Origin of the sequence: Jeotgalibacillus proteolyticus (genome assembly GCF_002926065.1) — a bacterium.
In the GTDB taxonomy this organism is placed as follows: Bacteria; Bacillota; Bacilli; order Bacillales; family Jeotgalibacillaceae; genus Jeotgalibacillus; species Jeotgalibacillus proteolyticus.
Genome location: NZ_PREZ01000002.1, coordinates 533366 through 554629 on the forward strand (window position 1 = coordinate 533366; position 21264 = coordinate 554629).

The 21264-nt window shown below is 41.9% G+C and carries 23 protein-coding genes; 5 read left to right on the top strand and 18 right to left on the bottom strand.

Annotated features, from left to right (window positions below):
- Positions 1-66 precede the first annotated feature (66 nt).
- The 7 genes from murC to C4B60_RS06380 form a co-directional block, all read right to left on the bottom strand.
- Positions 67-1374 carry a UDP-N-acetylmuramate--L-alanine ligase gene (gene murC / locus C4B60_RS06350; protein ID WP_104057161.1) on the bottom strand — a complete coding sequence of 436 codons (1308 nt, stop codon included), beginning with the start codon at positions 1372-1374 and terminating at the stop codon, positions 67-69.
- 150 nt (positions 1375-1524) lie between these two features.
- Complete coding sequence (locus tag C4B60_RS06355) at positions 1525-4113, bottom strand: DNA translocase FtsK (protein ID WP_104057162.1); 2589 nt, start codon at positions 4111-4113, stop codon at positions 1525-1527.
- Between the two features lie 222 nt (positions 4114-4335).
- The gene (gene ytpR / locus C4B60_RS06360; RefSeq protein WP_104057163.1) at positions 4336-4944 is read right to left on the bottom strand and encodes a YtpR family tRNA-binding protein; all 609 of its coding nucleotides are present in this window, start codon (positions 4942-4944) and stop codon (positions 4336-4338) included.
- Positions 4945-4956: 12 nt separating this feature from the next.
- On the bottom strand, positions 4957-5766 hold the full coding sequence (locus C4B60_RS06365) for a DUF1444 domain-containing protein (RefSeq protein WP_245153886.1): 810 nt from the start codon (positions 5764-5766) through the stop codon (positions 4957-4959).
- A gap of 128 nt (positions 5767-5894) precedes the next feature.
- Complete coding sequence (locus C4B60_RS06370; protein ID WP_104057164.1) at positions 5895-6209, bottom strand: thioredoxin family protein; 315 nt, start codon at positions 6207-6209, stop codon at positions 5895-5897.
- Positions 6206-7225, bottom strand: a complete 1020-nt coding sequence (locus tag C4B60_RS06375) for a PTS sugar transporter subunit IIC (RefSeq protein WP_425331152.1) — start codon at positions 7223-7225, stop codon at positions 6206-6208. Before C4B60_RS06375 ends, C4B60_RS06370 begins: the two co-directional genes overlap by 4 nt.
- Positions 7226-7417: 192 nt before the next feature.
- Entirely contained in the window at positions 7418-7939 is a 522-nt protein-coding gene (locus C4B60_RS06380; RefSeq protein WP_104057166.1) for a hypothetical protein, read from the bottom strand.
- Positions 7940-8089: 150 nt separating this feature from the next.
- Between C4B60_RS06380 and C4B60_RS06385 the strand changes: the two genes are divergently transcribed.
- Together C4B60_RS06385 and C4B60_RS06390 are read left to right on the top strand one after the other, a co-directional pair.
- A complete protein-coding gene (locus C4B60_RS06385) occupies positions 8090-8536 on the top strand; it encodes a YtoQ family protein (RefSeq protein WP_104057167.1) in 447 nt (148 codons plus the stop codon).
- A 115-nt stretch (positions 8537-8651) separates the two neighbouring features.
- Positions 8652-9296, top strand: a complete 645-nt coding sequence (locus tag C4B60_RS06390) for an alpha/beta family hydrolase (protein ID WP_104057168.1) — start codon at positions 8652-8654, stop codon at positions 9294-9296.
- A 166-nt stretch (positions 9297-9462) separates the two neighbouring features.
- Here C4B60_RS06390 and C4B60_RS06395 read toward each other — a convergent pair whose 3' ends face one another.
- On the bottom strand, positions 9463-10017 hold the full coding sequence (locus tag C4B60_RS06395; RefSeq protein ID WP_104057169.1) for a DUF84 family protein: 555 nt from the start codon (positions 10015-10017) through the stop codon (positions 9463-9465).
- A 4-nt stretch (positions 10018-10021) separates the two neighbouring features.
- Complete coding sequence (locus C4B60_RS06400) at positions 10022-11095, bottom strand: M42 family metallopeptidase (RefSeq protein WP_104057170.1); 1074 nt, start codon at positions 11093-11095, stop codon at positions 10022-10024.
- Between the two features lie 181 nt (positions 11096-11276).
- Here C4B60_RS06400 and C4B60_RS06405 point away from each other — a divergent pair, with 181 nt between their 5' ends.
- Positions 11277-11588: a hypothetical protein gene (locus tag C4B60_RS06405; protein WP_104057171.1), complete on the top strand. Its 312-nt coding sequence runs from the start codon at positions 11277-11279 to the stop codon at positions 11586-11588.
- A 157-nt stretch (positions 11589-11745) separates the two neighbouring features.
- On the opposite strand, the gene C4B60_RS06410 is transcribed toward C4B60_RS06405, so the two are convergent.
- Together C4B60_RS06410 and C4B60_RS21640 are read right to left on the bottom strand one after the other, a co-directional pair.
- Positions 11746-12372, bottom strand: a complete 627-nt coding sequence (locus C4B60_RS06410) for a hypothetical protein (RefSeq protein ID WP_104057172.1) — start codon at positions 12370-12372, stop codon at positions 11746-11748.
- A gap of 300 nt (positions 12373-12672) precedes the next feature.
- Positions 12673-12798, bottom strand: a complete 126-nt coding sequence (locus tag C4B60_RS21640; protein ID WP_342365031.1) for a hypothetical protein — start codon at positions 12796-12798, stop codon at positions 12673-12675.
- Positions 12799-12865: 67 nt separating this feature from the next.
- Here C4B60_RS21640 and C4B60_RS06420 point away from each other — a divergent pair, with 67 nt between their 5' ends.
- Positions 12866-14008 (top strand): M20 family metallopeptidase, encoded by a 1143-nt coding sequence (locus C4B60_RS06420; protein ID WP_104057173.1) that lies wholly within the window; start codon positions 12866-12868, stop codon positions 14006-14008.
- 50 nt (positions 14009-14058) lie between these two features.
- Here the strand turns inward: C4B60_RS06420 and C4B60_RS06425 are convergent, their stop codons facing one another.
- The 6 genes from C4B60_RS06425 to thpR all read right to left on the bottom strand — a co-directional run bounded on the left by C4B60_RS06425 (position 14059) and on the right by thpR (position 19276).
- Entirely contained in the window at positions 14059-14910 is an 852-nt protein-coding gene (locus C4B60_RS06425) for a YtnP family quorum-quenching lactonase (protein WP_104057174.1), read from the bottom strand.
- A 205-nt stretch (positions 14911-15115) separates the two neighbouring features.
- Positions 15116-15754 (bottom strand): tRNA (guanosine(46)-N7)-methyltransferase TrmB, encoded by a 639-nt coding sequence (trmB, locus tag C4B60_RS06430; protein WP_104057175.1) that lies wholly within the window; start codon positions 15752-15754, stop codon positions 15116-15118.
- 79 nt (positions 15755-15833) lie between these two features.
- Positions 15834-16637: a phosphotransferase family protein gene (locus C4B60_RS06435; protein WP_104057176.1), complete on the bottom strand. Its 804-nt coding sequence runs from the start codon at positions 16635-16637 to the stop codon at positions 15834-15836.
- A 133-nt stretch (positions 16638-16770) separates the two neighbouring features.
- The gene (locus C4B60_RS06440; RefSeq protein ID WP_167578591.1) at positions 16771-17712 is read right to left on the bottom strand and encodes a diacylglycerol/lipid kinase family protein; all 942 of its coding nucleotides are present in this window, start codon (positions 17710-17712) and stop codon (positions 16771-16773) included.
- Positions 17709-18701: a nuclease-related domain-containing protein gene (locus C4B60_RS06445; protein ID WP_104057178.1), complete on the bottom strand. Its 993-nt coding sequence runs from the start codon at positions 18699-18701 to the stop codon at positions 17709-17711. The genes C4B60_RS06440 and C4B60_RS06445 overlap by 4 nt, the downstream gene beginning before the upstream one ends.
- Before the next feature lie 32 nt (positions 18702-18733).
- Positions 18734-19276, bottom strand: coding sequence for an RNA 2',3'-cyclic phosphodiesterase (gene thpR, locus C4B60_RS06450; RefSeq protein ID WP_167578592.1), 543 nt, complete (start codon positions 19274-19276; stop codon positions 18734-18736).
- 150 nt (positions 19277-19426) lie between these two features.
- Between thpR and cysK the strand changes: the two genes are divergently transcribed.
- Positions 19427-20359, top strand: coding sequence for a cysteine synthase A (gene cysK / locus C4B60_RS06455; protein ID WP_104057180.1), 933 nt, complete (start codon positions 19427-19429; stop codon positions 20357-20359).
- Between the two features lie 52 nt (positions 20360-20411).
- On the opposite strand, the gene C4B60_RS06460 is transcribed toward cysK, so the two are convergent.
- On the bottom strand, positions 20412-21203 hold the full coding sequence (locus C4B60_RS06460) for an aminoglycoside phosphotransferase family protein (protein ID WP_104057181.1): 792 nt from the start codon (positions 21201-21203) through the stop codon (positions 20412-20414).
- Between the last annotated feature and the right edge of the window lie 61 nt (positions 21204-21264).

Sequence of the window (21264 nt, forward strand, 5' to 3'; positions counted from 1 at the left end):
TAAATCCTTCTGAAAATAAGATTTTTTAAAAATAAAAAAGCTGCTCAATAAAGAGCAGCCTAAATCTCAGTTTTTAGCCATTAGCCAATTTTCATATGAAGCTTGAAATTTTTGGATATCCCCTGCACCCATAAAGATCAGGACTGAATCCTTGTGTTTTGACAGCAAAGAAGGATCCTCATCATTTAACAGTACAGCCCCATCAATTTTTTCAAGAAGATCCTGAATTGTCAGCTTGCCATGATTTTCACGGGCAGAACCGAAAATATCACATAAATACACCTGGTCTGCCTTATTCAGACAATCTGCAAATTCTTCGAGGAATGTCTGAGTGCGTGTAAATGTATGCGGCTGAAAAATTGCGACAATTTCACGATTTGGATATTTTTTTGAAGCAGAATCAAGAGTTGCTTTTATTTCTGTCGGGTGATGGGCATAATCATCAATCAAAATCTGGTTTTGCACTTTCTTTTCAGTAAAACGTCTTTTCACACCTGAAAAGGTCTTAAGCTGAGCCTGAACCACTTCAGTATCGAAGCCTTCATAATGACAAAGCGCAATAACCGACAGAGCATTTAAAATCGTGTGATCACCAAAGGTAGGAATCGTAAATGAAGCATAATATTCGTTACGCACGAGTACATCAAATGATGTTCCTTCTTCTGATGTTTCTACATTGCGTGCCTGAAAATCATTTTCTTCATTGAAGCCATAGAATAATACAGGTACATTTGCCTGCATCTTTTGCAGCTGGTCGTCATCACCGCATGCAATTATTCCCTTGTTAACCTGCATAGCCATTTCTTGAAAAGCTGAAAATACATCATCAATGTCAGCGAAATAATCAGGATGGTCAAAATCAATATTCGTCATGATCATATAATCCGGTGAATAAGAAAGAAAGTGACGGCGGTATTCACAGGCTTCAAAAACGAAATACTTACTGTCCTCCATTCCTCTCCCTGTTCCATCTCCGATTAAAAAGGACGTTCTGTCCCCTCCCTGCATAACATGAGCAAGTAAACCCGTGGTAGACGTTTTCCCATGAGCGCCGGATACGCCGATTGACGTATAGTTTTTCATCAGATCTCCAAGAAATTTATGATAACGGATCACTTCAAGACCCTGCTTTCGTGCCTCATCTATTTCTTCGTGGTCATCGCCAAAGGCATTGCCCGCAATAACGGTCATCCCAGGCTCTATATTACTTCTGTTAAATGGTAAAATCCGAATTCCTCTTTCCTCAAGCGGTACTTGAGTAAAGAAATGTTTTTCAATATCAGAGCCCTGCACATCATGATTCATGTCGTGCAATATTTGAGCTAGAGGACTCATTCCAGAGCCTTTTATTCCTACAAAATGAAAACTTGTCATAATTGAACCTCCAACGATCCTCTGCCTTGTTGCAGTATATGTCAGGCATAGAATGGTGTGTAATGATAGTAGCTTGAAACACATATTCCTGTATTGTAGCATAAACTCCGTTATCAATAAACTATGTCCAATAAACTATGTTTGTATGGACTATTGACTAGTGCCTGTGTCCTGAAGCGACTGAAGATCTTCATTTGTCATTAAAACGTCTCTTGGTTTACTGCCCTTGGCCTCTGAGATCCAGCCCTGCTTTTCCATTAAATCAATCAGACGGGCAGCACGGTTATAGCCAATTCTAAACTGTCGCTGTAAAAGAGAAGTAGAGGCACCGCCGTGGGACACAACTAATTCGCATGCATCCATCAGCAATTCATCCTCTTCCTCCTGGATTTCCACCTTTGCAAGGAGCTCTTCCTGATGGAATAAATAATTTACATCTCTTTCCTTTCGGACATGCGCTACTACGGAATCTATCTCTTCATCAGAAACAAAGGTTCCCTGAAGCCGGACAGGCTTTGAGGCTCCGTTTCCTAAAAACAGCATATCCCCTTTTCCAAGCAGTCTGTCTGCTCCGGATGTGTCGATAATCGTGCGTGAATCAACCTGTGAGCTTACAGAGAAGGCTACACGGGTTGGAACATTTGCTTTAATAAGTCCTGTTATGACATCAACTGATGGCCTTTGTGTCGCGATCAGCAAATGAATTCCGCAGGCTCGGGCCTTTTGAGCAATACGGCAAATTGCTTCTTCAACATCTGCCGGCGACATCATCATCAGATCTGCGAGCTCATCAATGACAATAACCAAATAAGGGAGCTTTTGATTAAATTGCCGTGATTCTTTTGCTTTTTGATTATACCGGCTAATATCTCTTACGCCTGCATGGGCAAATAACTGATACCTTCTCTCCATTTCCTCCACCGCCCATTTAAGCGCTGCTGTAGCTGCTTTTACATCTGTAATAACAGGGCTGACCAGATGCGGGATATGGTTATAAGGCGCAAGCTCAACCATTTTCGGGTCGATCAGCAGCAGACGTAAATCATCCGGTGAAGAATGATAAAGCAAACTCACTAAAATGGAGTTAATGCATACACTTTTCCCGGAACCGGTCGCTCCAGCAATGAGTCCATGAGGCATTTTGCCTATATCGGTAACTACCGGCTGCCCTTCTATATCCAAACCAAGTGCGATCGGTAAAGTAGCAGTAGATTCATGGAAGGCTTTATGATCGAGAATTTCTTTTAACGCAACCGGCCTGCCTGAAGCATTTGGAATTTCTATACCTACAGCCATTTTCCCCGGTATAGGGGCTTCCATTCGGATATCTCTTGCTGCCAGACTCAATTTAATATCATCAGTAAGGCTTGTTATTTTACTTACCTTAACTCCTTTTTCAGGAAAGATCTCAAATCTTGTGACAGAAGGACCCTGTGTTACATGCTTAACCTTGGCATTTACATTGAAGGAAGCCAGTGTTTCATCAAGCAAAGCTGCCTGCTCGTCCAGCCAGTTCTGATCAACCTCTGCGTGAACAGGAGGCATCAGTAGATTCATGGAAGGAAAAGCATAATAAGCAGGTTCATCGGAATTTGTTTCTAAAGTGGCAGACGGAATAACAGCAGCTGCCTCCTCCGTTTTTACTTCGGGCTGCTGATCATCAATTTTTGTTACTTGAGGCGCCGTTTGTTGAAAAGTCTGCTTTTTAGCTGCTCCACGATCTTCCGCTTTACGTCTATCCTGCTTAAGCATCAGAACATTGAATGGTAGAGCACCCGCTTTCTTTTCTTTTTTAGGCTCTGCCTGTGCTTTATGATCAGCTTTTTCAGCCTCTTCTTCTTTAACTGACAGGTCAGCTGCTTTTTCCGGAAGCAGCGGTTCTTCCTCAGTTACTAAATCTGCTTCTGTATTCGCGTGAGCGGGAGCTTCTGCATCCTGCTCAGATTTCGCAGCGACAACAAGCGGCTCCACTTCGGCTTCTTCAGTCTCAAGCTCTTCTGCGACTGCAGCAGCTGCTTCTAATTCTGCGTTATCGCTCTCTTCAAACTCTGCTTCTTCTATTTGGTTCTGTGACTCTTCTATTGAACGAACTTTCTCTGCTGCTTCAACCTGGTCAACTTTCTGAAAAGACTGGACAGATTCAAGCTGCACATCTAATGCGGCATTTAATGGAGATTCACCGGCAGTCCCGGTGTCCGGCTCCTTAACAGCTTCCTCAGCTTGATCATTACTATTTTCGTTTGGCAATGGTGTAATTTCACTTGTTTCCGTGTTTTTTTGCTGGAGAAAGGAAACCACATTGTCAGTCTGTTTTGCTTTTTTAATGGACGCCGGAAGCTCATATTCAATTTCTGGAATTTTCTTCTTGTCAGGCCGTTTTTCAAAACCATAAATAGGAGAAGGTACTTCCGTCGGTGTAAAAGGTCGATTTGAAACCTCTCTTTTCACCTTTTTCTTCTCATCGTACTCTCTCTCATACAGTTTTCTGTCCGCTTCATAATCAGGGGCAGGCTGAGAGCGTTTTGCTTCTTCTTTTTGTTCATTTTTCACCCGTACGTTTTGTTCATCCGGGATAATTGGAAACCGGAAAGCCCCTTTAGGATATTGGTACACCATTTTTGTATCCAAATCATGTGATTTATGTAGAGGACCATCCTTTTTTTGTAACGGCTGTTTTTTTACTGCACCAGGTTCTTCTTCCTGCTGGAGAAAGGATAAAACCTTTTTAATCCAACTCATTTATAATCACTCATTTCTTTTAGTTCCCCTTCATTCTAACAGTTTTTTGCTTAAATTCGAGGTAAAAACATGAATTGGGTAAAACGGCTTGCATCAGCCCCTGAGGTTCCTCAATCCTCCGACCTAGCATAAATGGCTAATTATCCCACCAAACAAAAAGCCGCCCCATTTATCTCCCTAGCCATATAGGAAAACAAATAGAGCAGCAATATCCAGAAACGATTATACCAGCGGGAAAGACTCACCGGCTTCATATGATTCTTCAAGAACAAGAATTCCTTTTTCCTGAGGAGCATCTTTAAGGTCAAGCTCCTTTGCAGAGCAAATCATGCCGCTTGATGGCACACCTCTCAGCTCAGCGTCTTTAATGACCATTCCGCTCGGCATAACAGCGCCAACCTTCGCTACGACGACCTTTTGGCCCTGGTCGACATTTGGCGCACCGCAAACAATTTGAAGTGTTTCTTTTCCGGTATTCACCTGGCAGATATTCAGCTTATCTGCATTAGGATGCTTTTCCTTTGACTCTATATAGCCCACAACAAACTTTGGTGAAAAATCAGCAGTGATTTCTTCATCAAATCCGTTCTTTTTCAGCGCCTGATTAATCAGCGCAAGCTTCTCTTCGTTCATTTTTACAGGTCCATCTTCATCAGTTTCAAAATAGGAGGATGCATTAAATAGATTGTAGCCTGCTGTTTTACCCGTTTCACTGTTTACAATTTTAGCCGCATCCTGTTTGCGCTCAAATGCACGCAGATCTGACGGCACCGATTCTAATGTAATAAGCAGGACATCTCCAATCCCCTGGCGGTTATAAAAAACATTCATTTCTTGTTCTCCTTACTCTTTTCGTTTATTTTTTCCTAAAATAAATACCGGCTCCAATTCGCCTTCTTCGTAAATAAAGGATAAAGCTGTAATTGGAACATGACCGTTAGCAAAGAATGCCATGGCCATTTGCGCAAGAACATCGTATCCGGTCTCATTTCTCATATCTCCGATAATAAGGACATCCTGATGAGGAACGGCAACCGTCATTTCTCCTTCTATTTTACCAGCCATTTCTTTTAAAAACGAGTCATTTAAAATTCTGCTCGCATCGTATCCGTCATTTGTGTTCATAAAATAAAACACATTGCCTGCGACTTCGTCTTTCTTAACACCAGTAGGCAATGAACGAACATTAAAAAGAGCCATTTCCTTTATTTGTTCCTTCGTCCAGGACTGTTTTTTAGCAAAGTTTTCATCAATCAGCCTATAGGTAGTCCCAAGATCTACGGCATAATAAATACGTGTTTCAGCGGTATGATCATCGAAAATAAATGGAACCCCTTCCGAAGCTTCAGCCGGAAATGATGTTGAACGGATAACAGGAAGAACCTGTTTTTCAGCTGATTCCACTTTAGTTTCCTTGCCCATAACTGATAAGGCCTGTTCCACATAATAAACAACCTCATCTATTGCTGCATCCTTTTTTTCATTCCATTTTCCGATAACACTCGGCAGGGAAACCTCGATGCCTTTTCCTGTCTCTTTATTTTCAAAGCGAACCTGATCTTTTTCTCGGTCATAGGTCATGGACCGGCCATCCTGCTTTAGCCGATCTTCAAGCAATCGTTTCATTTTTATCGAGTCCATTTTCTTACTCATATGCTTCCTCCTAACTTAGGAGCGTCTATTTATTCTCACGCTCTATTGTACATGAAAATAACCTGTGCCTAAAGAAAGAACTTCTCTTTAGGCTCAGGTTTAATGAAATTAAAGCTGTCTATTTCACTTTAGGATAAACCGGATATAAAGCGTTCGATTTCTTCCTGTGTTTTTCTCTCTTTGCTGACAAAGCGGCCGGTTTCCCCGCCATCCTTGAACGCAACAAAGCTCGGAATTCCATACACATCCAACTCAATGCACAGGTCTATATATTCATCGCGGTCCACATAAACAAATGTAAATTCCGGGTGTGCTTTTTCAATATCGGGCAATATAGGATCGATTACACGGCAATCCGGACACCAGTCTGCAGAAAACATAAAGACATGCTGGCCATTATTTTTCAACTCACGAAATTGTTCAATTGACTCAAGCTTTTTCATTCCTCGCTACCTCCTGTATGAATCTTCATTTGACCTTCTTTTATCAGGCCAAGCTTTCTCATATAAAGAGATAGTAACAGGCAGATCACAAATGGTCCAATAAAATGCAACACTGCAACCTTCATCAGCACCTCAGCGGTAAAGCCCATTGTTTGAAACGTCATAATTTGTCCGACTAATCCGCTTGTGCCCATCCCTGCTCCGGGGGCATTATTTTCCATTATCCAAACGGTTGTACCGATCGGCGCAAGTATGATTCCTGCAAGAGTAGGCGGAATCAGGATCAGGGGATTTCGTAAAATATTTGGAACCTGAAGCATTGAAGTTCCAATCCCCTGTGCAATAAACCCGCTGAACTTATTTTCCCGGTAGCTTGCTACTGCAAAGCCAATCATTTGCGCACTGCAGCCAATTGTAGCCGCTCCAGCTGCAACACCGCCGAGATCAAGCATTAACGCAATAGCGAGGCTTGAGATCGGTGCTGTCAACGCAAGGCCCATTAAAGCAGCAACCAGCATCCCCATTAAAATAGGACGCTGCTCTGTCGACCATTCTATCCAGCCGCCAAAGGCAGTCATAAATTCTGCTATGCCCGGACCGATAAGTGAGGCAACGGAATAGCCTGCCACTATCGTCACAAACGGTGTTACAATAATGTCAATCTTCGTTGACTGGCTGATGAGCTTTCCTATTTCAGTAGAAAACACCGCCGCTACATAAGCCCCTGCCGGCCCTCCAAGCGCATAGCCTGCTGCCCCTGTTACAGCCGCTGCAAATAAAACAAGAGGTGGGGCTTTAAGACCGTACGCCACCGCTACTCCAATCGCAGAGCCTGTGATGCCCATAGCAAGCCCGCCCATTTCAACTAAAAACGGGAGATCTGTCTGTTCACCTAGCGTTTTAATAATTAAACCGATAATAAGAGAACCAAATAGTCCTAATGCCATATAGCTTAATCCATCAATTAAATACGTTTTAAAGGATGGGTAAACCCCTTTTTTATGTAACCACTCCATCAGTTTTCCTCCTTAAAAATTATCAACATTACTAGTGTAAAGACACCTGTATTAAAAGTAAAGAAGAGATTAATAGAACGAAGGCCTTAACTAACAGCTTGATAAGTCCCTATTAAGTAAATAACCTAAAACCGGACTTTATAGGCAAAAAAAAGAGACTTTCTACAAAGAAAGTCCCCATTCAGCCTTCTATTATTCTTCTGTTTTCTTCCATTTTGCAGAGCGGACCGTTTCCATCATCCATTCTGCGTTCTTGGATAAATCTCCGACAGAAGAAATGGTTGTCATCTTTACATGGTCAATTCCTGTAACAAGCTCGTAGGTTTCTTCATCCACCTGACGAACCAGAACATAACCAAAGCGCCCTTCTTCTTCAAAGGTTTCGTTAACCAACCATTCCTCTTCTGTACTGTTGGTCGTCATATGGTAAATAACATCATTTCCTGCTTCTTCATTACGATGATAAAATAGCACAAATGTATCATTTCCCCTGTCGATTACGGCGTTGTGTTCAGATTCTTCTGCTACAGATGCCCTAAATGGGAGGCGTAATTCTAATTCATCTATTTCTTCATTTGTTTTTTTAGGCTGATCTTCAAAAATTTCTTTTACCTCTTCCACCGTTTTCTCTCTTTCTTTTTCGATGGATGCACTGCAGGCTGCGAGGATCGCAGATAGCATGATTAGGACTGCGAGATGCATTGCTTTTTGCATGATACTTTCCTCCTAAATCTAGAAAAAGCTTCGTTTATCATCATACCTATAAGGTTTACTTTTTGACAACCGTTTTAAGGCATGCAATTTTTAACAGAATTATGAACATGCTATACTAATTTCATCATTTAGTTATAGGAGGGTTTTTAGATGGAACTAACTATTTACCTGGCTGGCGAAATACATAGCGACTGGCGCGAAAAGATTAAAAATCAGGCAAAGGAACTGCCCTACTCTCTCAAATTTGTCGGTCCGATGGAACATCACAACCGTTCTGACAATATCGGAGAAGAAATTTTAGGCAAGCAGCCAAATTCCATCCTAAAGGATGATGCTGCCTCTTCCCTCAACAATCTTCGGACACAGGTTTTACTGAATAAGTCGGATTTAGTCATTGCTTTATTTGGAGAGCAGTACAAGCAGTGGAACACAGCAATGGATGCAAGTGCCGCTCTTACGCTAAATAAACCTCTAATTTTAATTCGGCCTGAAAAGCTTCATCATGCGTTAAAAGAGCTCTCCCGAAAAGCGGATGTTACGGTTGAAACGCCTGAGCAGGCGCTCCAGTCGGTTTCTTATATTTTTGAAGAAGCTTAAAAAACATCTCTGAAGCTGGTAATCCAAATAGGAGAAATAAAGACAAGGGATTTTCCTTGTCTTTTTTTTCTGCCCATAAGGTACAATAAGCAATAAAAGGAAGGATGAGGTAATAATGGTGCAATTTCAGCGATTAAGTATAAACGGATACAACGATTTGACGGTGCCTTACACGAAAATCACATCAGATAAACCTTCTGCTAAACTGGCTATTATATTGCCAGGACTTGGCTACACAGCGCAGGCGCCTCTGCTCTTCTATGCGACAAGCGTATATAGTAAGAGAGGATTTGATGTTCTCCAAATCAATTATCAGTACAATACAAGCGACTATGACAGCTTTACTCAGGAAGAGCTCAGTACAGCTATTCAAAGCGACGTTCGTACAGTGATTGACAGAACACTTACAGCTACTGCGTATTCTGAAATCTGCTTAATCGGAAAATCGCTCGGAACGATTGCCATAGCATCAGAGCTTAAAAGAGATTTTACTCAATCGGTAAAAGCGGTCTGGCTGACTCCTCTTCTGCAAAGAGAGGATGTTACCGACGCAATTCTTCAAAGTAAAATTCCAGGCTTATGTATTATTGGAGATAAGGACCCGTGCTTTATAAAGGAACGGTTTCAAATGCTCTTATCTGTCGCGAATCTTACGTTTATGCTGATTCCAAATGCTGACCACAGTCTCGATCTGGCAGGTGATATCACAGGCTCAATCGAGATCTTAAAAAAAGTGGTTAATGAGTTGGAAAAATTTTAAGCAGTGGAATGTATTTCCTGTACATAATTTCAGTTTACCATTATTCACTCTAAACATGTTCAGTCTTTTTCTTCATGTTATTTTCGGTAGACTTATAGGTAATAGCTTGGAGGGGGATTAGAAAAGCCTTAGAAGAGAATGATTCACTCTCTTCTAAGGCTTTTAATTAAGAATTTTTCTGCATTTCCTTTTCGGCCAATTTACATTCCCATTGACCGATAAGAAGCATGACGATATGTGAAAACATCATGGAGCGTCCAACCCGTCCATTTGTAAAAATGCCGACTGCCCCTTCCTGCTGGCGAATGTTTTCCCGCTGGCTGAAAGCTTCCATAACAGGACCTAGCTCCTGCCCTGCACGAACCTTCCGGGCTACTTCTTCTGGAAGTGGAAGACTTGCTCCACCGGCAACAAAAGGTGCTGAAAAACGTTCATCCTTCAATGCCCCCCAATTACAAATAAAAAGTCCCTGAGAGGTTTCAACTACCCCGCCTTCCAATCCCAGCCCAAGCTTTGCGCCGCTTCTCGACCGGGCTAAAGAAGCACGGTTTATTGCCCCTGTCATCGTTTCTTCATTCCCAAAGGGCTGATCAGAAACATTGGAAGGAACAGAGATGCCTGTCACTTCAAACGGCTGAAGCGCAAGCTGATTAAGAGCATGTTCAATTGCAGTTAATTTTGCTTTGTTTTTTGTACCTGCTGCAATAGTTAAACCATTCATTGAATTACGAGCCCTGGCGGATTGAGTCAACCGTTGAACGGTCGCATGACTTTACAAGCTTCACTAAAAGCTCTTTTGCAGCAGCATAATCATCAATATGGACCATGGAAGCGTGTGTATGAATATAGCGGGAGCAAATGCCTACTACAGCACTTGGAACACCTTCATTTGATGTATGGACTCGGCCTGCGTCAGTTCCGCCAGCAGATACAAAATACTGATACGGAATATTATTCGATTCTGCCGTATCAAGTACAAATTCTCTCATTCCGCGGTGAGTCACCATGCTTCTATCGAGGATGCGAAGAAGTGTCCCTTTCCCGAGCTGGCCAAATTCATTTTTATCCCCGGACATATCATTTGCAGGACTTGCATCCATCGCGAAAAAGAGATCCGGCTTAATGAGATTTGCTGCTGTCTGCGCTCCTCTAAGTCCTACTTCTTCTTGTACTGTTGCTCCACTGTATAAGGTGCTGTTAAGCGTTTCTCCCTCAAGTTCTTTTAAAAGTTCAATGGAAATTCCGCAGCCATATCGGTTATCCCAGGCTTTTGCTAAGATCTTTTTGTCATTTGCCATCGGAGTGAAAGGACAGATCGGAACGACCTGCTGGCCTAAACGGATGCCGATTGATTCAGCATCTTCACGATTATCCGCCCCTACATCAATAAGCATGTTCTTAATTTCCATCGGCTTTGCACGTTTTTCGGGGCTAAGAAGATGCGGCGGAATAGAGCCGATTACGCCCACAACTGGACCGTTATCTGTAATGATTTCTACGCGCTGTGCAAGCAGCACCTGGTTCCACCAGCCCCCAAGCGTTTGAAAGCGCAGCATCCCATTTTCTGTTATTCCCGTAACCATGAAACCTACTTCATCCATATGGCCTGCAGCCATTATGACCGGTCCGTCCTGAGGTCCTTTTTTCAGACCGAAAATACTGCCAAGACCGTCCTGGACTATTTCATCTGAGTATTTGGCAAGCTCTTTTTTCATAAACGCCCGGACAGCGTGCTCGTTACCCGGAGCACCCGGCAGTTCAGTTAAGTTTTTAAATAAAGTTAATGTTTCCTGGTTCACTATGATTTCCCCTCTCTAAATCCCTTCATATGTACAACAATCGTCAGGGTCTATTTTACAGAACTTTCTTTAGACTTGCCACCAGAATGCAATTTTCAAAAAAATTGGAAGTCAAAGATGATTTACGCATGGGATTTCGGTATACTTATTGTAGTTTGAGCAACTCGGAGGTGAAGGTAGAATGAATTGGAAGGATGTAACGATAGGTGCAGTAGCAGGTGTAGCTGCCGGGATCGCGATCAGCCAGACTGCGTCCAGGGCTGTTCCCATGTCTCCTGACAAGGTTCTGGAGGATGTTAAAACTCAATTTAAAAGACAAGGTACTATTGATGGCTCCTGGATTCAAATGAAACCTGAGGAGCACGAAATCATGGCAGTTAAAAACCGCGTGTACCGCGGCGGAATTTCACGACACCAGGGAATTGAACTTGAGCAATTTGAATTCATCGCAGATGCTAAAACCGGCACTGTAATGGATGTTTATAAAATTTAATCTTTTCCAAAGAGATTCCTGTCAGCAACAGTATGACAGGAATCTTATCTTATAAATTCAGCCGATATTTATGTTCCGCTTTTTCGAAAGGAACCAAAATAAAAATGAGAAAAACACTCAATAATTGCGACTGGAGGCAACATTAAGTGTTTTTATTTTAACCATTCTCAATTACAAGCTCATAGATTTTTCTCGGACGTCCAGGTTTCCCCGAGTTTTTTTCTTCAGTGACACTTTGGATCAAACCCATCTGCTCCATATCGCTTAAAATTCTTCTTGAATTGCGGTCAGTATTTTTTAGGATGGAAGTTATTAAGTCACTTGTTAAAAAGGGAACGTTCTTTAATCTCATGTATTGATAAATTTTAGCTGGAATGTTCTCCCGGTAATTATGTTCTTTTAAAATCCCTTTCCAATAATCAGGCAATTGATAAGCCTCCGTCAATGAATTAGACTCAGGACTCGATAAATTTCTTATGACTCGTTCTTCATTTACATAGGCAATGGAGCAATTCATATTCATTTCTGCATCGGTGTAGCCCTTTAGGGATCGCAACTCAAAAGATATGCTGTCCAGCCGGTATTCGTCAAATAAAGAATGAACAGTTTTTTCATCTACAATATCAAGACTCATTTTTGGGACAAATTTTCCTTTTTTCTGCATCACCTGTAAGCATGTTCCAAATAGTGCCATTCCATGAAGTGGAGGAAAGGAAGTCTCTTCCTCTGTAATAAGATTTTTTTCAAACAATAATAGTACGGCGTGGGTCCCGAGAAAATCCATTGATTGACTTTATATCTGTGCTTACTTAAGATGTCTGGAAGCTGATCTGAATGGGAATATTCAAACTCAACCAGTTCAATTCTGGAGTCTGAATCAGCAGCCTCTCTTATAATTTTCAGGGAATCGGCTGGTCCAATTGTACCTATACGCACTTTCATATTTTGTATTCATCCTTTTTACTTGTCTTTATGGGGCAAGCGGCTAAACACGTACTTATTTTCTTTCAAAAGCGGATAGTGGCATGCTGTAAAATGACCAGGCAGGATCTCCCGGTATTCCGGTATTTCCTTTTTACATTTATCATTTGTATACGGACATCTCGGATGAAATGACAGCCAGAAGGAGGATTAGTCGGGCTCGGGATCCTTTTATCAGCTGATGATCCTTTCGCAATTTAGGGGCAGAAATGGGAACAGAATCCAGCAGTGCAGCCGTATATGGATGTAACGGCTGTTGAAATAATCTGTTTTAAATAAAGGAGAATTTAAAAGTTATGAGTAAATATTATGATTATTTATCTAAAAATAACGATGAAATAAAAGAAGATCTACTAGCATTGGTTCGTGCTCAATCACCTAGTCATCATAAAAAACTGGTCGATGAATGCGGACATTTAATAAAGGACATTTTCCATAATAGATTAATAGGGAGCTGGAAACAGAAGATTTACGCTCAGGAAGAAGCAGGCGATCATTTTTCTTTTGAACTCGAAGGACATCAAGGTCCCCGTATTTTGTTTTTAAGTCATTTTGACACCGTATGGAATGTGGATGCCATTCCTTTAGAGGAAAAAGGCAATGATATTTACGGGCCTGGCATTTTTGATATGAAAGCAGGACTCCTATCCTCCATTTGGGCGGTTCATTCTCTTCAAATTCACCAAGAGAGCCTTCCCTTTACTCCTGTATTTTTATTTACATCGGACGAAGAGGTTGGAAGCACAACCTCTCGTGAAATTATTGAAAAAGTTGCTTCGACCTGTGATGCGGTATTGGTGATGGAGCCCCCTGTTTCCGGTTCTAACGCATTAAAAACCGAACGAAAAGGAGTCGGTATCTATACACTCAAAGTAAAAGGCGTAAGCGCACATGCCGGAAACCATCATGCAGATGGTGTAAGTGCCGTGAATGAACTTGCTCACCAAAATATTAAGCTTGAGGAACTGACAGATTATGAAAAAGAAACCACTGTAAATGTAGGGGTTATAAGAGGCGGCACGAATAGTAATGTCGTACCTGATTATGCGGAAGCTGAGATTGATTTTCGGGTCACAAGCATTGATGAGGCAGATCGGATTATTCAATCGTTTGAACAGTTGACGCCTGTGAACAGTGCAGCTGAGCTTGAAATAGAAGGAGAGCTTAACAGACCACCCCTGGAAAAAAACAAAGGAAACCATTTACTTTTTAAAAAGGCTGTTGCGGCAGGCAAGAGAATAGGACTTGAAGTGAAAGAAGAAAAAGCCGGCGGCGGAAGCGATGGAAATTTCACCTCCGCTCTTGGAATCCCTACACTTGACGGTCTTGGTATTCCCGGCGATGGCCCACATGCAATTCACGAGCATATTCATTTCGATCAGTTTAGTGAACGCTGTGCCTTAATAGCTGAGCTATGCCTTGAAATTGCAGATAACTGAAGAGAATGAAAAGAGCCAGCCTGGTTAAACAGGTCGGCTCTTTTTCATGATCATTCAAACGGCGTCCGCTTGACAGCCTCCACTATTTCTTTCCCTGATTCATCCCATTTTAAGACGCGGTAAAAGGAGTCATGGTAAAACGTAAACCACCAGTTATTCTCGATCCCCTCTTTTACCCACTTCTGTTTTGCATCAATAGAGGTCATCGGGTAGTCATCGTAAGCAAGCACCCACAGTGGATTCTGGTGGGCATGAGTCGGCATAAGATCCCCCATGTGAACAAGGGTTTCTCCGTTTTGTTCCATTAGCACAATGGAATGGCCATTACTGTGTCCCCCTGTATGAACCATTTTTAAACCTTGAAGAATTGTTACTTCTTCTTCAAATGTGATCACCTGATCCTGAATCGGTTTCCAGTTTTCTTCCCAATATGTATTTTTTGAGCGGATATTCGGTTCTCTGATTTCATCCCACTCGACCTTTGAGGTATAAATTTTTGCGTTTGGAAATACAGAAACGAGTGTGTCATTTTGAAGTTTCGTTAAGCCGCTCGCGTGATCAAAATGCATATGCGTCATGCAAATCAGATCAATGTCTGAGCATGTCAAACCAAGCTCAGCTAAGGATTGTTCAATATGGCACTCTCTTGTTACGCCATAATTTCGCTTTTTCTTTTCATTTAGCTTTCCATGCCCTACACCTGAATCAATCAAAATACGGTGATCGCCAATTGTGACTAGCGCAGGTTCTGTTGGGAGCTCAATTTGATTTAATTCATTTGCCGGATATTTCTTTGACCACAGCGGCTTTGGCACTACTCCAAACATCGCTCCGCCATCCATGTTGGTAATGCCTCCATCAAGCCACTTAATCTCCCAATCTCCAAATTGCAACGAATCCATATAATTCCCTCCTTAAGTGAATACGCTTCCATTTTAACACATTTAAAAAAATGCGTTAAATAAGAAAGGGGGTCGGACAATTGAGTCCCACCCTCTTATACATGGTTCATTGCGCTCAAGCGGACGCTTTCCGCTCCGTCCATCTCACAAAACATAGGAACCAATTGATTTTTTCAGTTATGTCTCACTCTAGTATTTTATCAGATTACTGATAGCGGACCTCACAGCGGTAAATACGCTGACCTTTTTTTGAAAACTTCTCTTCGTATTCAGTCATAATATTTCCTTCATAATCGCTTTTATGAAGATCGAGGCTGACGAAAGTAAGCAGCATGCCATAAGCGGAAAAACTTTGCAGGGAGTACTCAAACAATCCCTGGTTATCGGTTTTAAAGTGAATTTCCCCGTTTTCAGGAAGAACCGTTTTATATAAATCCAGGAATTTTTTATAGGTAAGTCTTCTTTTTTCATGGCGATTTTTCGGCCATGGATCAGAGAAATTTAAATAGACCCTTTCAACCTCACCTTTTTCAAAAACATCCGTCAAGTTCTCTGCGTTGATATTCAGGAGCTTTACATTTGGAAGTTCCTCTTCAATCAATCGGTCAAGCGCCACGACAATAACGCTCTCAGACAGCTCGACACCTACATAATTGATATGAGGATTGGCTTTTGCCATTCCGGCTACAAATCGGCCTTTCCCGGTTCCCACTTCTATATGAAGAGGATGATCATTGCCAAAAACATCAGCCCATTTCCCCTTTTTTTCTTCAGGAGCCCCGACAGCGTATTGCGGGTAATCAGCGAGCCTCTGGGCTGCCCATGGTTTATTTCTAGTTCTCATCTTTTACCTGCACCTCTTCTTCTCATTAAAAATAGCCTCGGCATTTTTCTAAAATGGTTCTCTTAGAAAAGACACCGGGCTATTTCTTTTTCTCAGTTGGACAATAGCTGTAAAAGCAGCGTTGAAGAAAACTCATCCATTTCGATACATCGTGAAGGCGGCCTTTGTCCTTTTGCCATTGAAGCATCATAAGGGCCTGGCAGACAACATACCATTTCATCCGCAACCTGAAATCATCTGTAAGCTCTTCACCATACTGCTCCATCCACTGCTTCCAATCCTTTTGCGGTATGTACCAATACAAAAGCATTCCAACATCTACAGCCGGATCTGCAAGCATCGCTCCGTCCCAATCAATCAGGAACAATTCATCAACCTCAGATAACAGCCAGTTATTATGATTCACATCCCCGTGGCAGACGGTATAATCACCCGTGCCGACTTCTCCAAGGTTTTCCTGTAAAAATTCAATCGCTTCACGCACCGGTTTTAACAATGTTAACTCTATATCAAGGGTGGACTTTACTTCATCCAGCATGACAAACGCTTCATACGGTTCTTTTCCTAAACGACGCAGCATAGAGGTCAGTGCTTTGGAGCTATGAATTTTTTTAAGAAGTCTTGCCACTCTTGCACCTGTCATTTCTTCTGCCTTTAGCTCACGGCCATTCAGCCAGTGCTGCGCTGTAATGACATCGCCATTTTCAAGACGCTTTGTCCACTTGAGCCGGGGTACAATCCCCTCTGCTGATAGAACAGCAATAAATGGAGAAGAATTGCGCTTTAAGAACAATTTTTGTTCATGGAATCGTGCAAAGAAAGCTTCACCAGAGGCGCCGCCTGCGGACATGATTTCCCAATCTTTATCAAACAAGTGTTCCAAATTCATTCACCTTCTACATCTTTGTCTTTAGAAGTTTATCACTTTACATTAGAAATAAAAAAAGATAGCTATTGGTGCTTAAAAGACAATAGCTATCCCTTGGTAAAATTCTATCGTTTAGAGGGGGCATTCGTCAAGACCCATGTTTATCCGTGCGAATATGATTCCAGCTTTTAGAATGCAGTTGAATCCACAAGGGGGACTTCTCTGACAATACGCCTCCAAACTCTCCGTCTGCATGAATAAACGCTTCACTGAAAACCTTAATTTGAACTTTTCTGCCCGATAGGTGTTCAACTTCCTTAAAACGCAAGTGACTGCCAAAAAATACTGAGATAAAAACCGCAAGGAACTTCCACCTGGATAATTGATGAACAATGATCATATCAAGTATTCCGTCGGATGAATTCGCTGATGGAGCGATCTTCATTCCGCCCCCATAGTAAGGCTGGTTAGCTGCCGTTATAAACCATACGTCTTTATATCGATGTGCTTTTCCGTCCAGCCAAATCTCCATTTCCTGGGGCTGATAGCGGAATAAATGACGAAGCAGATAAAACGCGTAAATTAATTTCCCAAGCTTAAACCGGTTAAACCATTTTTTTAAGAAGGACTGATTGGCAGAATAAGCAACTAGAGCATCGAAGCCTATTCCTAAATTATTCACAAACCAGCCGCTTTTGTCCCCTTTAAAATAAACTGAATCCTGTTTTTCTGCCTTTCCATCCCATTGCTTTAGCCATCTTAGCGACTGTTCGGTAAACGGAAAGGAAGAATAATGCCGTCCGAAATCATTGCCTGATCCTGCTGAAATTGAAGCGATGAGCGCATTGGGAAATCCTGCTGCACCGTTTATAAGTTCGTGCATTGTCCCGTCTCCGCCTACGCCAAGAAATATTACTTTCTCGTCAGGGTGCCTGCTTAAGTAATCTTTCATTCTATGCACTGCATCTAATGGGGCAGCTGTGATCCAATAGTCAATTTTCTCCTTTTCACAAATAGGGATTAATCTTGTAAACTTTTTTAATGCCATTCCATTTTTCGCATGAGGATTTACAATAACAATAACCTTCATTGACGGAACTCTGAAGTCCGGGTTAATGAGTCGTCTTCTGCAACCCATTGGGTTCGGCTGACAGAGGTTGTTTCTGTATGCTCAAAGATCGCCTGCACTGCTTTAAGCTGCATATTCTTCAGTGGTGAAGTAGTTGTTCTTTGCTGATTAAACCACACCTGAAAATTTCTTTTGTCAATCAGCTGCAATCCATTAGGGACATCCTTAAAATCGAGGTAGCCATTTCTTGATAAAATCACTTTCTTAATTGGAAAGCTGACTCCATTCTGTTTAAACAGCTGCTTTAAAATAGTTTCGCTTCGGTCAAGTGAGATCGATGGATTTAAAAGCCGCTTTTCCTGTTGACCAGCTTTTACCGTCCAAAAGCGGTCTGACGATCCGATATAGGCCGCATGATCAGCTTCCTCAAGAATTTTAATGCAGTAAAGGCTGGATGGTGTAAAAATGAGCACATCCAGCTCAATCGGTGCTTTTTTGATCAATAAAACCGGTTCATACATAATTAGATAGGTATCTGGAAATCGCTGCAGAAAAAATCGCAGCGGCTCCTCTCTCCTATATTTCATATCCACATAGGAGATTTCAGTTAGTGTAGAGCTTGCCCAGATAAGCTGCAGTCCAAAAAGCTGATCAAGGTACAAATGCTTCAGATCCTCCAGGGAATCAGGACGGTAATGCACCTTCGGCTCAAAGAGGAGCGGAGAATCCTTAGCATCTACATTCGACTTTTCCTCTTCCTGATCAACCTGCGTCAATTTTTCATCCCGTGTCCATAACGATTTTATACGCCTGAACAATCCGTTCCTGCCTTCAATTTCGTCTTTGATCTGCTGAGCTTCTTCTTCATCTATAAAAAGGGCTCCGCCCTCCCATTGCGCCTTTAATTTACTCCACTGCTGTTTTTTCAGACGCACAAACTGCGAAGGATAGCGAATCATATTTTTCTCATATCTTGAAACATAATCCTGAAGCTTTATTAATTGAGCCATCATACCACTCCTCTTATTTTTAGAGGTCTCATCTAAGACAGTCTAAACTGAGAAACTACTTCGTATTTTGGAGATTCTTTTGGGTGTATTCGGTATAGACAAACCGACGAAATTTTTGTTTTAAATGGTTCAAATCCATGCGGAAGCTTAAATGCTCCCTCTCCCTGCCAGTTTTTTGCAAGGGTAATATGAGGGCGGAACGGTCTTTTCTCTGTTGTTCCGCCTGCTTTTTTGACTGCCTGCTGAACGTGATTGTATATTTCCTGAAGTCCTTCAGTCGTTTCAGGTCCGATCCACAGGATACGTGGAGAATCACTTTTCCCGAATGTGTCAGCCCGTTCGATCGTAATTTCCTCCCTTTTAAGGGGTGTAAGCACTTCCTTTAAATAGTTTTTATAAAGCCCCAGATCTGTATCATTAACAGCACCTAAGAAAGCAAGGGTCAGGTGAACATCCATTTTATGTGTCCATTGTTTGAATACAAGCTTGTCTTTCCATTCAGTTTTAATGGCGTCAATTTTCTCTTTATCTGCCGGTGAAAATTCAATAGCAATGAAATAATGAGAGCTGGTCATTTGTGACACCTCCGTTATCATTTTCCTTTCTAGTATTATACCCTTCCTGCAGGTTTTGAACTATCTTTTCCTTTAAGCAGTGTTGATTGATTGAAAAGTTTCTTAACGGTAGAATAAAGGATAGGAAATCGGTTTGAAAGGATGAAAGACATGAAGGTAGTTCAGAACATGGCAGAATTAATCGGAGATACTCCTATTGTAAAATTAAATCGACTTCAACCTGAAAACGGAGCAGCCGTTTACGCCAAGCTGGAATATTATAACCCAAGCAAAAGCGTTAAGGACCGTGCAGCTTATAATATGATGGTAGAAGCAGAAAAAGCAGGCCTTTTAAAAGAAGGCTCCACGATCATTGAGCCAACAAGCGGCAATACCGGAATCGGCATTGCGATGAATGCGGCTGCACGAGGATACCGTTCGATTCTTGTGATGCCTGATACAATGACATCCGAGCGAATTAACTTATTAAAAGCATACGGTGCTGAGGTTGTTCTCACACCAGGCGACGACAAAATGCCAGGAGCCATCGAAAAAGCGAAGCAGCTGGCAGAACAAATACCAAACAGCTTCCTTCCTATGCAATTTGAGAACGAGGCAAATCCTGACGCACACCGCACATCTACAGCACTTGAAATTATAGAAGCGGTTAAGCAGCTGGACAAGCCTCTTGGCGCATTTGTGGCAACTGCTGGTACGGGCGGAACCATCACTGGTACGGGCGAAGTGTTAAAGGAGCATTTTCCTGATCTTCAGGTGCACGTCGTTGAGCCCGCAGGATCCCCTGTATTATCCGGAGGAAAGCCGGGCAAGCATAAACTCGTAGGTACAAGCCCTGGATTTATCCCTTCCATTTTAAATCAGTCTGTTTATGATAAGATTCACAAAATTGAGGATGAGGATGCGTATGATATCACAAGAAGGCTTGCGCGTGAGGAAGGTATTTTAGTCGGCCCGTCGTCTGGTGCCGCGTGTTACGCTGCACTTGAGACCGCTAAAACACTTCCTAAGGACTCGATTGTTATATTTATTGCCTGTGATACTGGAGAGCGTTACTTATCAAGTGACCTCTTCCGATTCGAATAATTGAAACGAAAAACCTGTTCAAGTCAGCCAAAAGGCTATTGAACAGGTTTTTTTAAATCCATTCCTCCCAGTGAACTTGGATAAAGTGGATGTCTTTCTTATAATGGTCCAGATGCCCCTCATCAACCATTTTTAGAAAAGAAGGATCTCCCTCCTGCGCTTTTCTTTGAATGGTTTGACACAAGCCTTCAAGCCGGAGAATAACTGTATTAATTATGTTTTCCGGACAGCTGACGCCATAAGCATGAAAATAGAGCGCGATACGATCCTTTCTGTCTGCTGTGTGTACTGAAGAATCGTACCGGCATTTTTCTCCTGATTCCAGCAAATAAAACCGGCTCAAAGGAATGCACGTATATAGAGTATACGCAATATCCCATATCTTTGGCCCCGGTGCTGCCATATCAAAATCAATCACGCCGACAGGCATCCCTCCTGAGAAAATAATATTGTAGACAGCAAAGTCATTATGGCAAATGATTTCTCTTTTTTCAGGTGTCCCGTCTGTGCTAAGCCACTTCTCATCAAATTCAAAATCCTCCACAGCATCATGGTAGGCCCGCTGCATCTTTGCAACTCTAATTAAAGCCTCATTGGACCACATCTCATTTTTTAAAGGATAATTCCCAGCCTCTCCTTCAATATAAGTAAGAATTTCTCTTCCCTTTTCATCAATCCCTAAAAATCTCGGAGAATAAGGGTACGATTTATTTTCAAGATGCTTTAGCAGAGCATGGATTCTTTCGCTGCCTTCAGTCATTTCTCGTCTGACTGTACCACCGGCTAAATAAACAGCAGATATATTCCCGCCTGTCAGTTTTTTTTCATTTTTGTTTTCTGTCATATTCACCATCCTTTCAAGCACTATTTTATAGAATCTTTAAAGGGATATATTTACTTTTGAA

Bases quoted from the DNA above. Each gene is read 5' to 3' on its own strand.
- murC (WP_104057161.1), bottom strand. From the start codon at position 1,374: ATGACAAGTTTTCATTTTGTAGGAATAAAAGGCTCTGGAATGAGTCCT.
- C4B60_RS06355 (WP_104057162.1), bottom strand. From the start codon at position 4,113: ATGAGTTGGATTAAAAAGGTTTTATCCTTTCTCCAGCAGGAAGAAGAA.
- ytpR (WP_104057163.1), bottom strand. From the start codon at position 4,944: ATGAATGTTTTTTATAACCGCCAGGGGATTGGAGATGTCCTGCTTATT.
- C4B60_RS06365 (WP_245153886.1), bottom strand. From the start codon at position 5,766: ATGAGTAAGAAAATGGACTCGATAAAAATGAAACGATTGCTTGAAGAT.
- C4B60_RS06370 (WP_104057164.1), bottom strand. From the start codon at position 6,209: ATGAAAAAGCTTGAGTCAATTGAACAATTTCGTGAGTTGAAAAATAAT.
- C4B60_RS06375 (WP_425331152.1), bottom strand. From the start codon at position 7,225: ATGGAGTGGTTACATAAAAAAGGGGTTTACCCATCCTTTAAAACGTAT.
- C4B60_RS06380 (WP_104057166.1), bottom strand. From the start codon at position 7,939: ATGCAAAAAGCAATGCATCTCGCAGTCCTAATCATGCTATCTGCGATC.
- C4B60_RS06385 (WP_104057167.1), top strand. From the start codon at position 8,090: ATGGAACTAACTATTTACCTGGCTGGCGAAATACATAGCGACTGGCGC.
- C4B60_RS06390 (WP_104057168.1), top strand. From the start codon at position 8,652: ATGGTGCAATTTCAGCGATTAAGTATAAACGGATACAACGATTTGACG.
- C4B60_RS06395 (WP_104057169.1), bottom strand. From the start codon at position 10,017: ATGAATGGTTTAACTATTGCAGCAGGTACAAAAAACAAAGCAAAATTA.
- C4B60_RS06405 (WP_104057171.1), top strand. From the start codon at position 11,277: ATGAATTGGAAGGATGTAACGATAGGTGCAGTAGCAGGTGTAGCTGCC.
- C4B60_RS06410 (WP_104057172.1), bottom strand. From the start codon at position 12,372: ATGGATTTTCTCGGGACCCACGCCGTACTATTATTGTTTGAAAAAAAT.
- C4B60_RS06420 (WP_104057173.1), top strand. From the start codon at position 12,866: ATGAGTAAATATTATGATTATTTATCTAAAAATAACGATGAAATAAAA.
- C4B60_RS06425 (WP_104057174.1), bottom strand. From the start codon at position 14,910: ATGGATTCGTTGCAATTTGGAGATTGGGAGATTAAGTGGCTTGATGGA.
- trmB (WP_104057175.1), bottom strand. From the start codon at position 15,754: ATGAGAACTAGAAATAAACCATGGGCAGCCCAGAGGCTCGCTGATTAC.
- C4B60_RS06440 (WP_167578591.1), bottom strand. From the start codon at position 17,712: ATGAAGGTTATTGTTATTGTAAATCCTCATGCGAAAAATGGAATGGCA.
- C4B60_RS06445 (WP_104057178.1), bottom strand. From the start codon at position 18,701: ATGGCTCAATTAATAAAGCTTCAGGATTATGTTTCAAGATATGAGAAA.
- thpR (WP_167578592.1), bottom strand. From the start codon at position 19,276: ATGACCAGCTCTCATTATTTCATTGCTATTGAATTTTCACCGGCAGAT.
- cysK (WP_104057180.1), top strand. From the start codon at position 19,427: ATGAAGGTAGTTCAGAACATGGCAGAATTAATCGGAGATACTCCTATT.
- C4B60_RS06460 (WP_104057181.1), bottom strand. From the start codon at position 21,203: ATGACAGAAAACAAAAATGAAAAAAAACTGACAGGCGGGAATATATCT.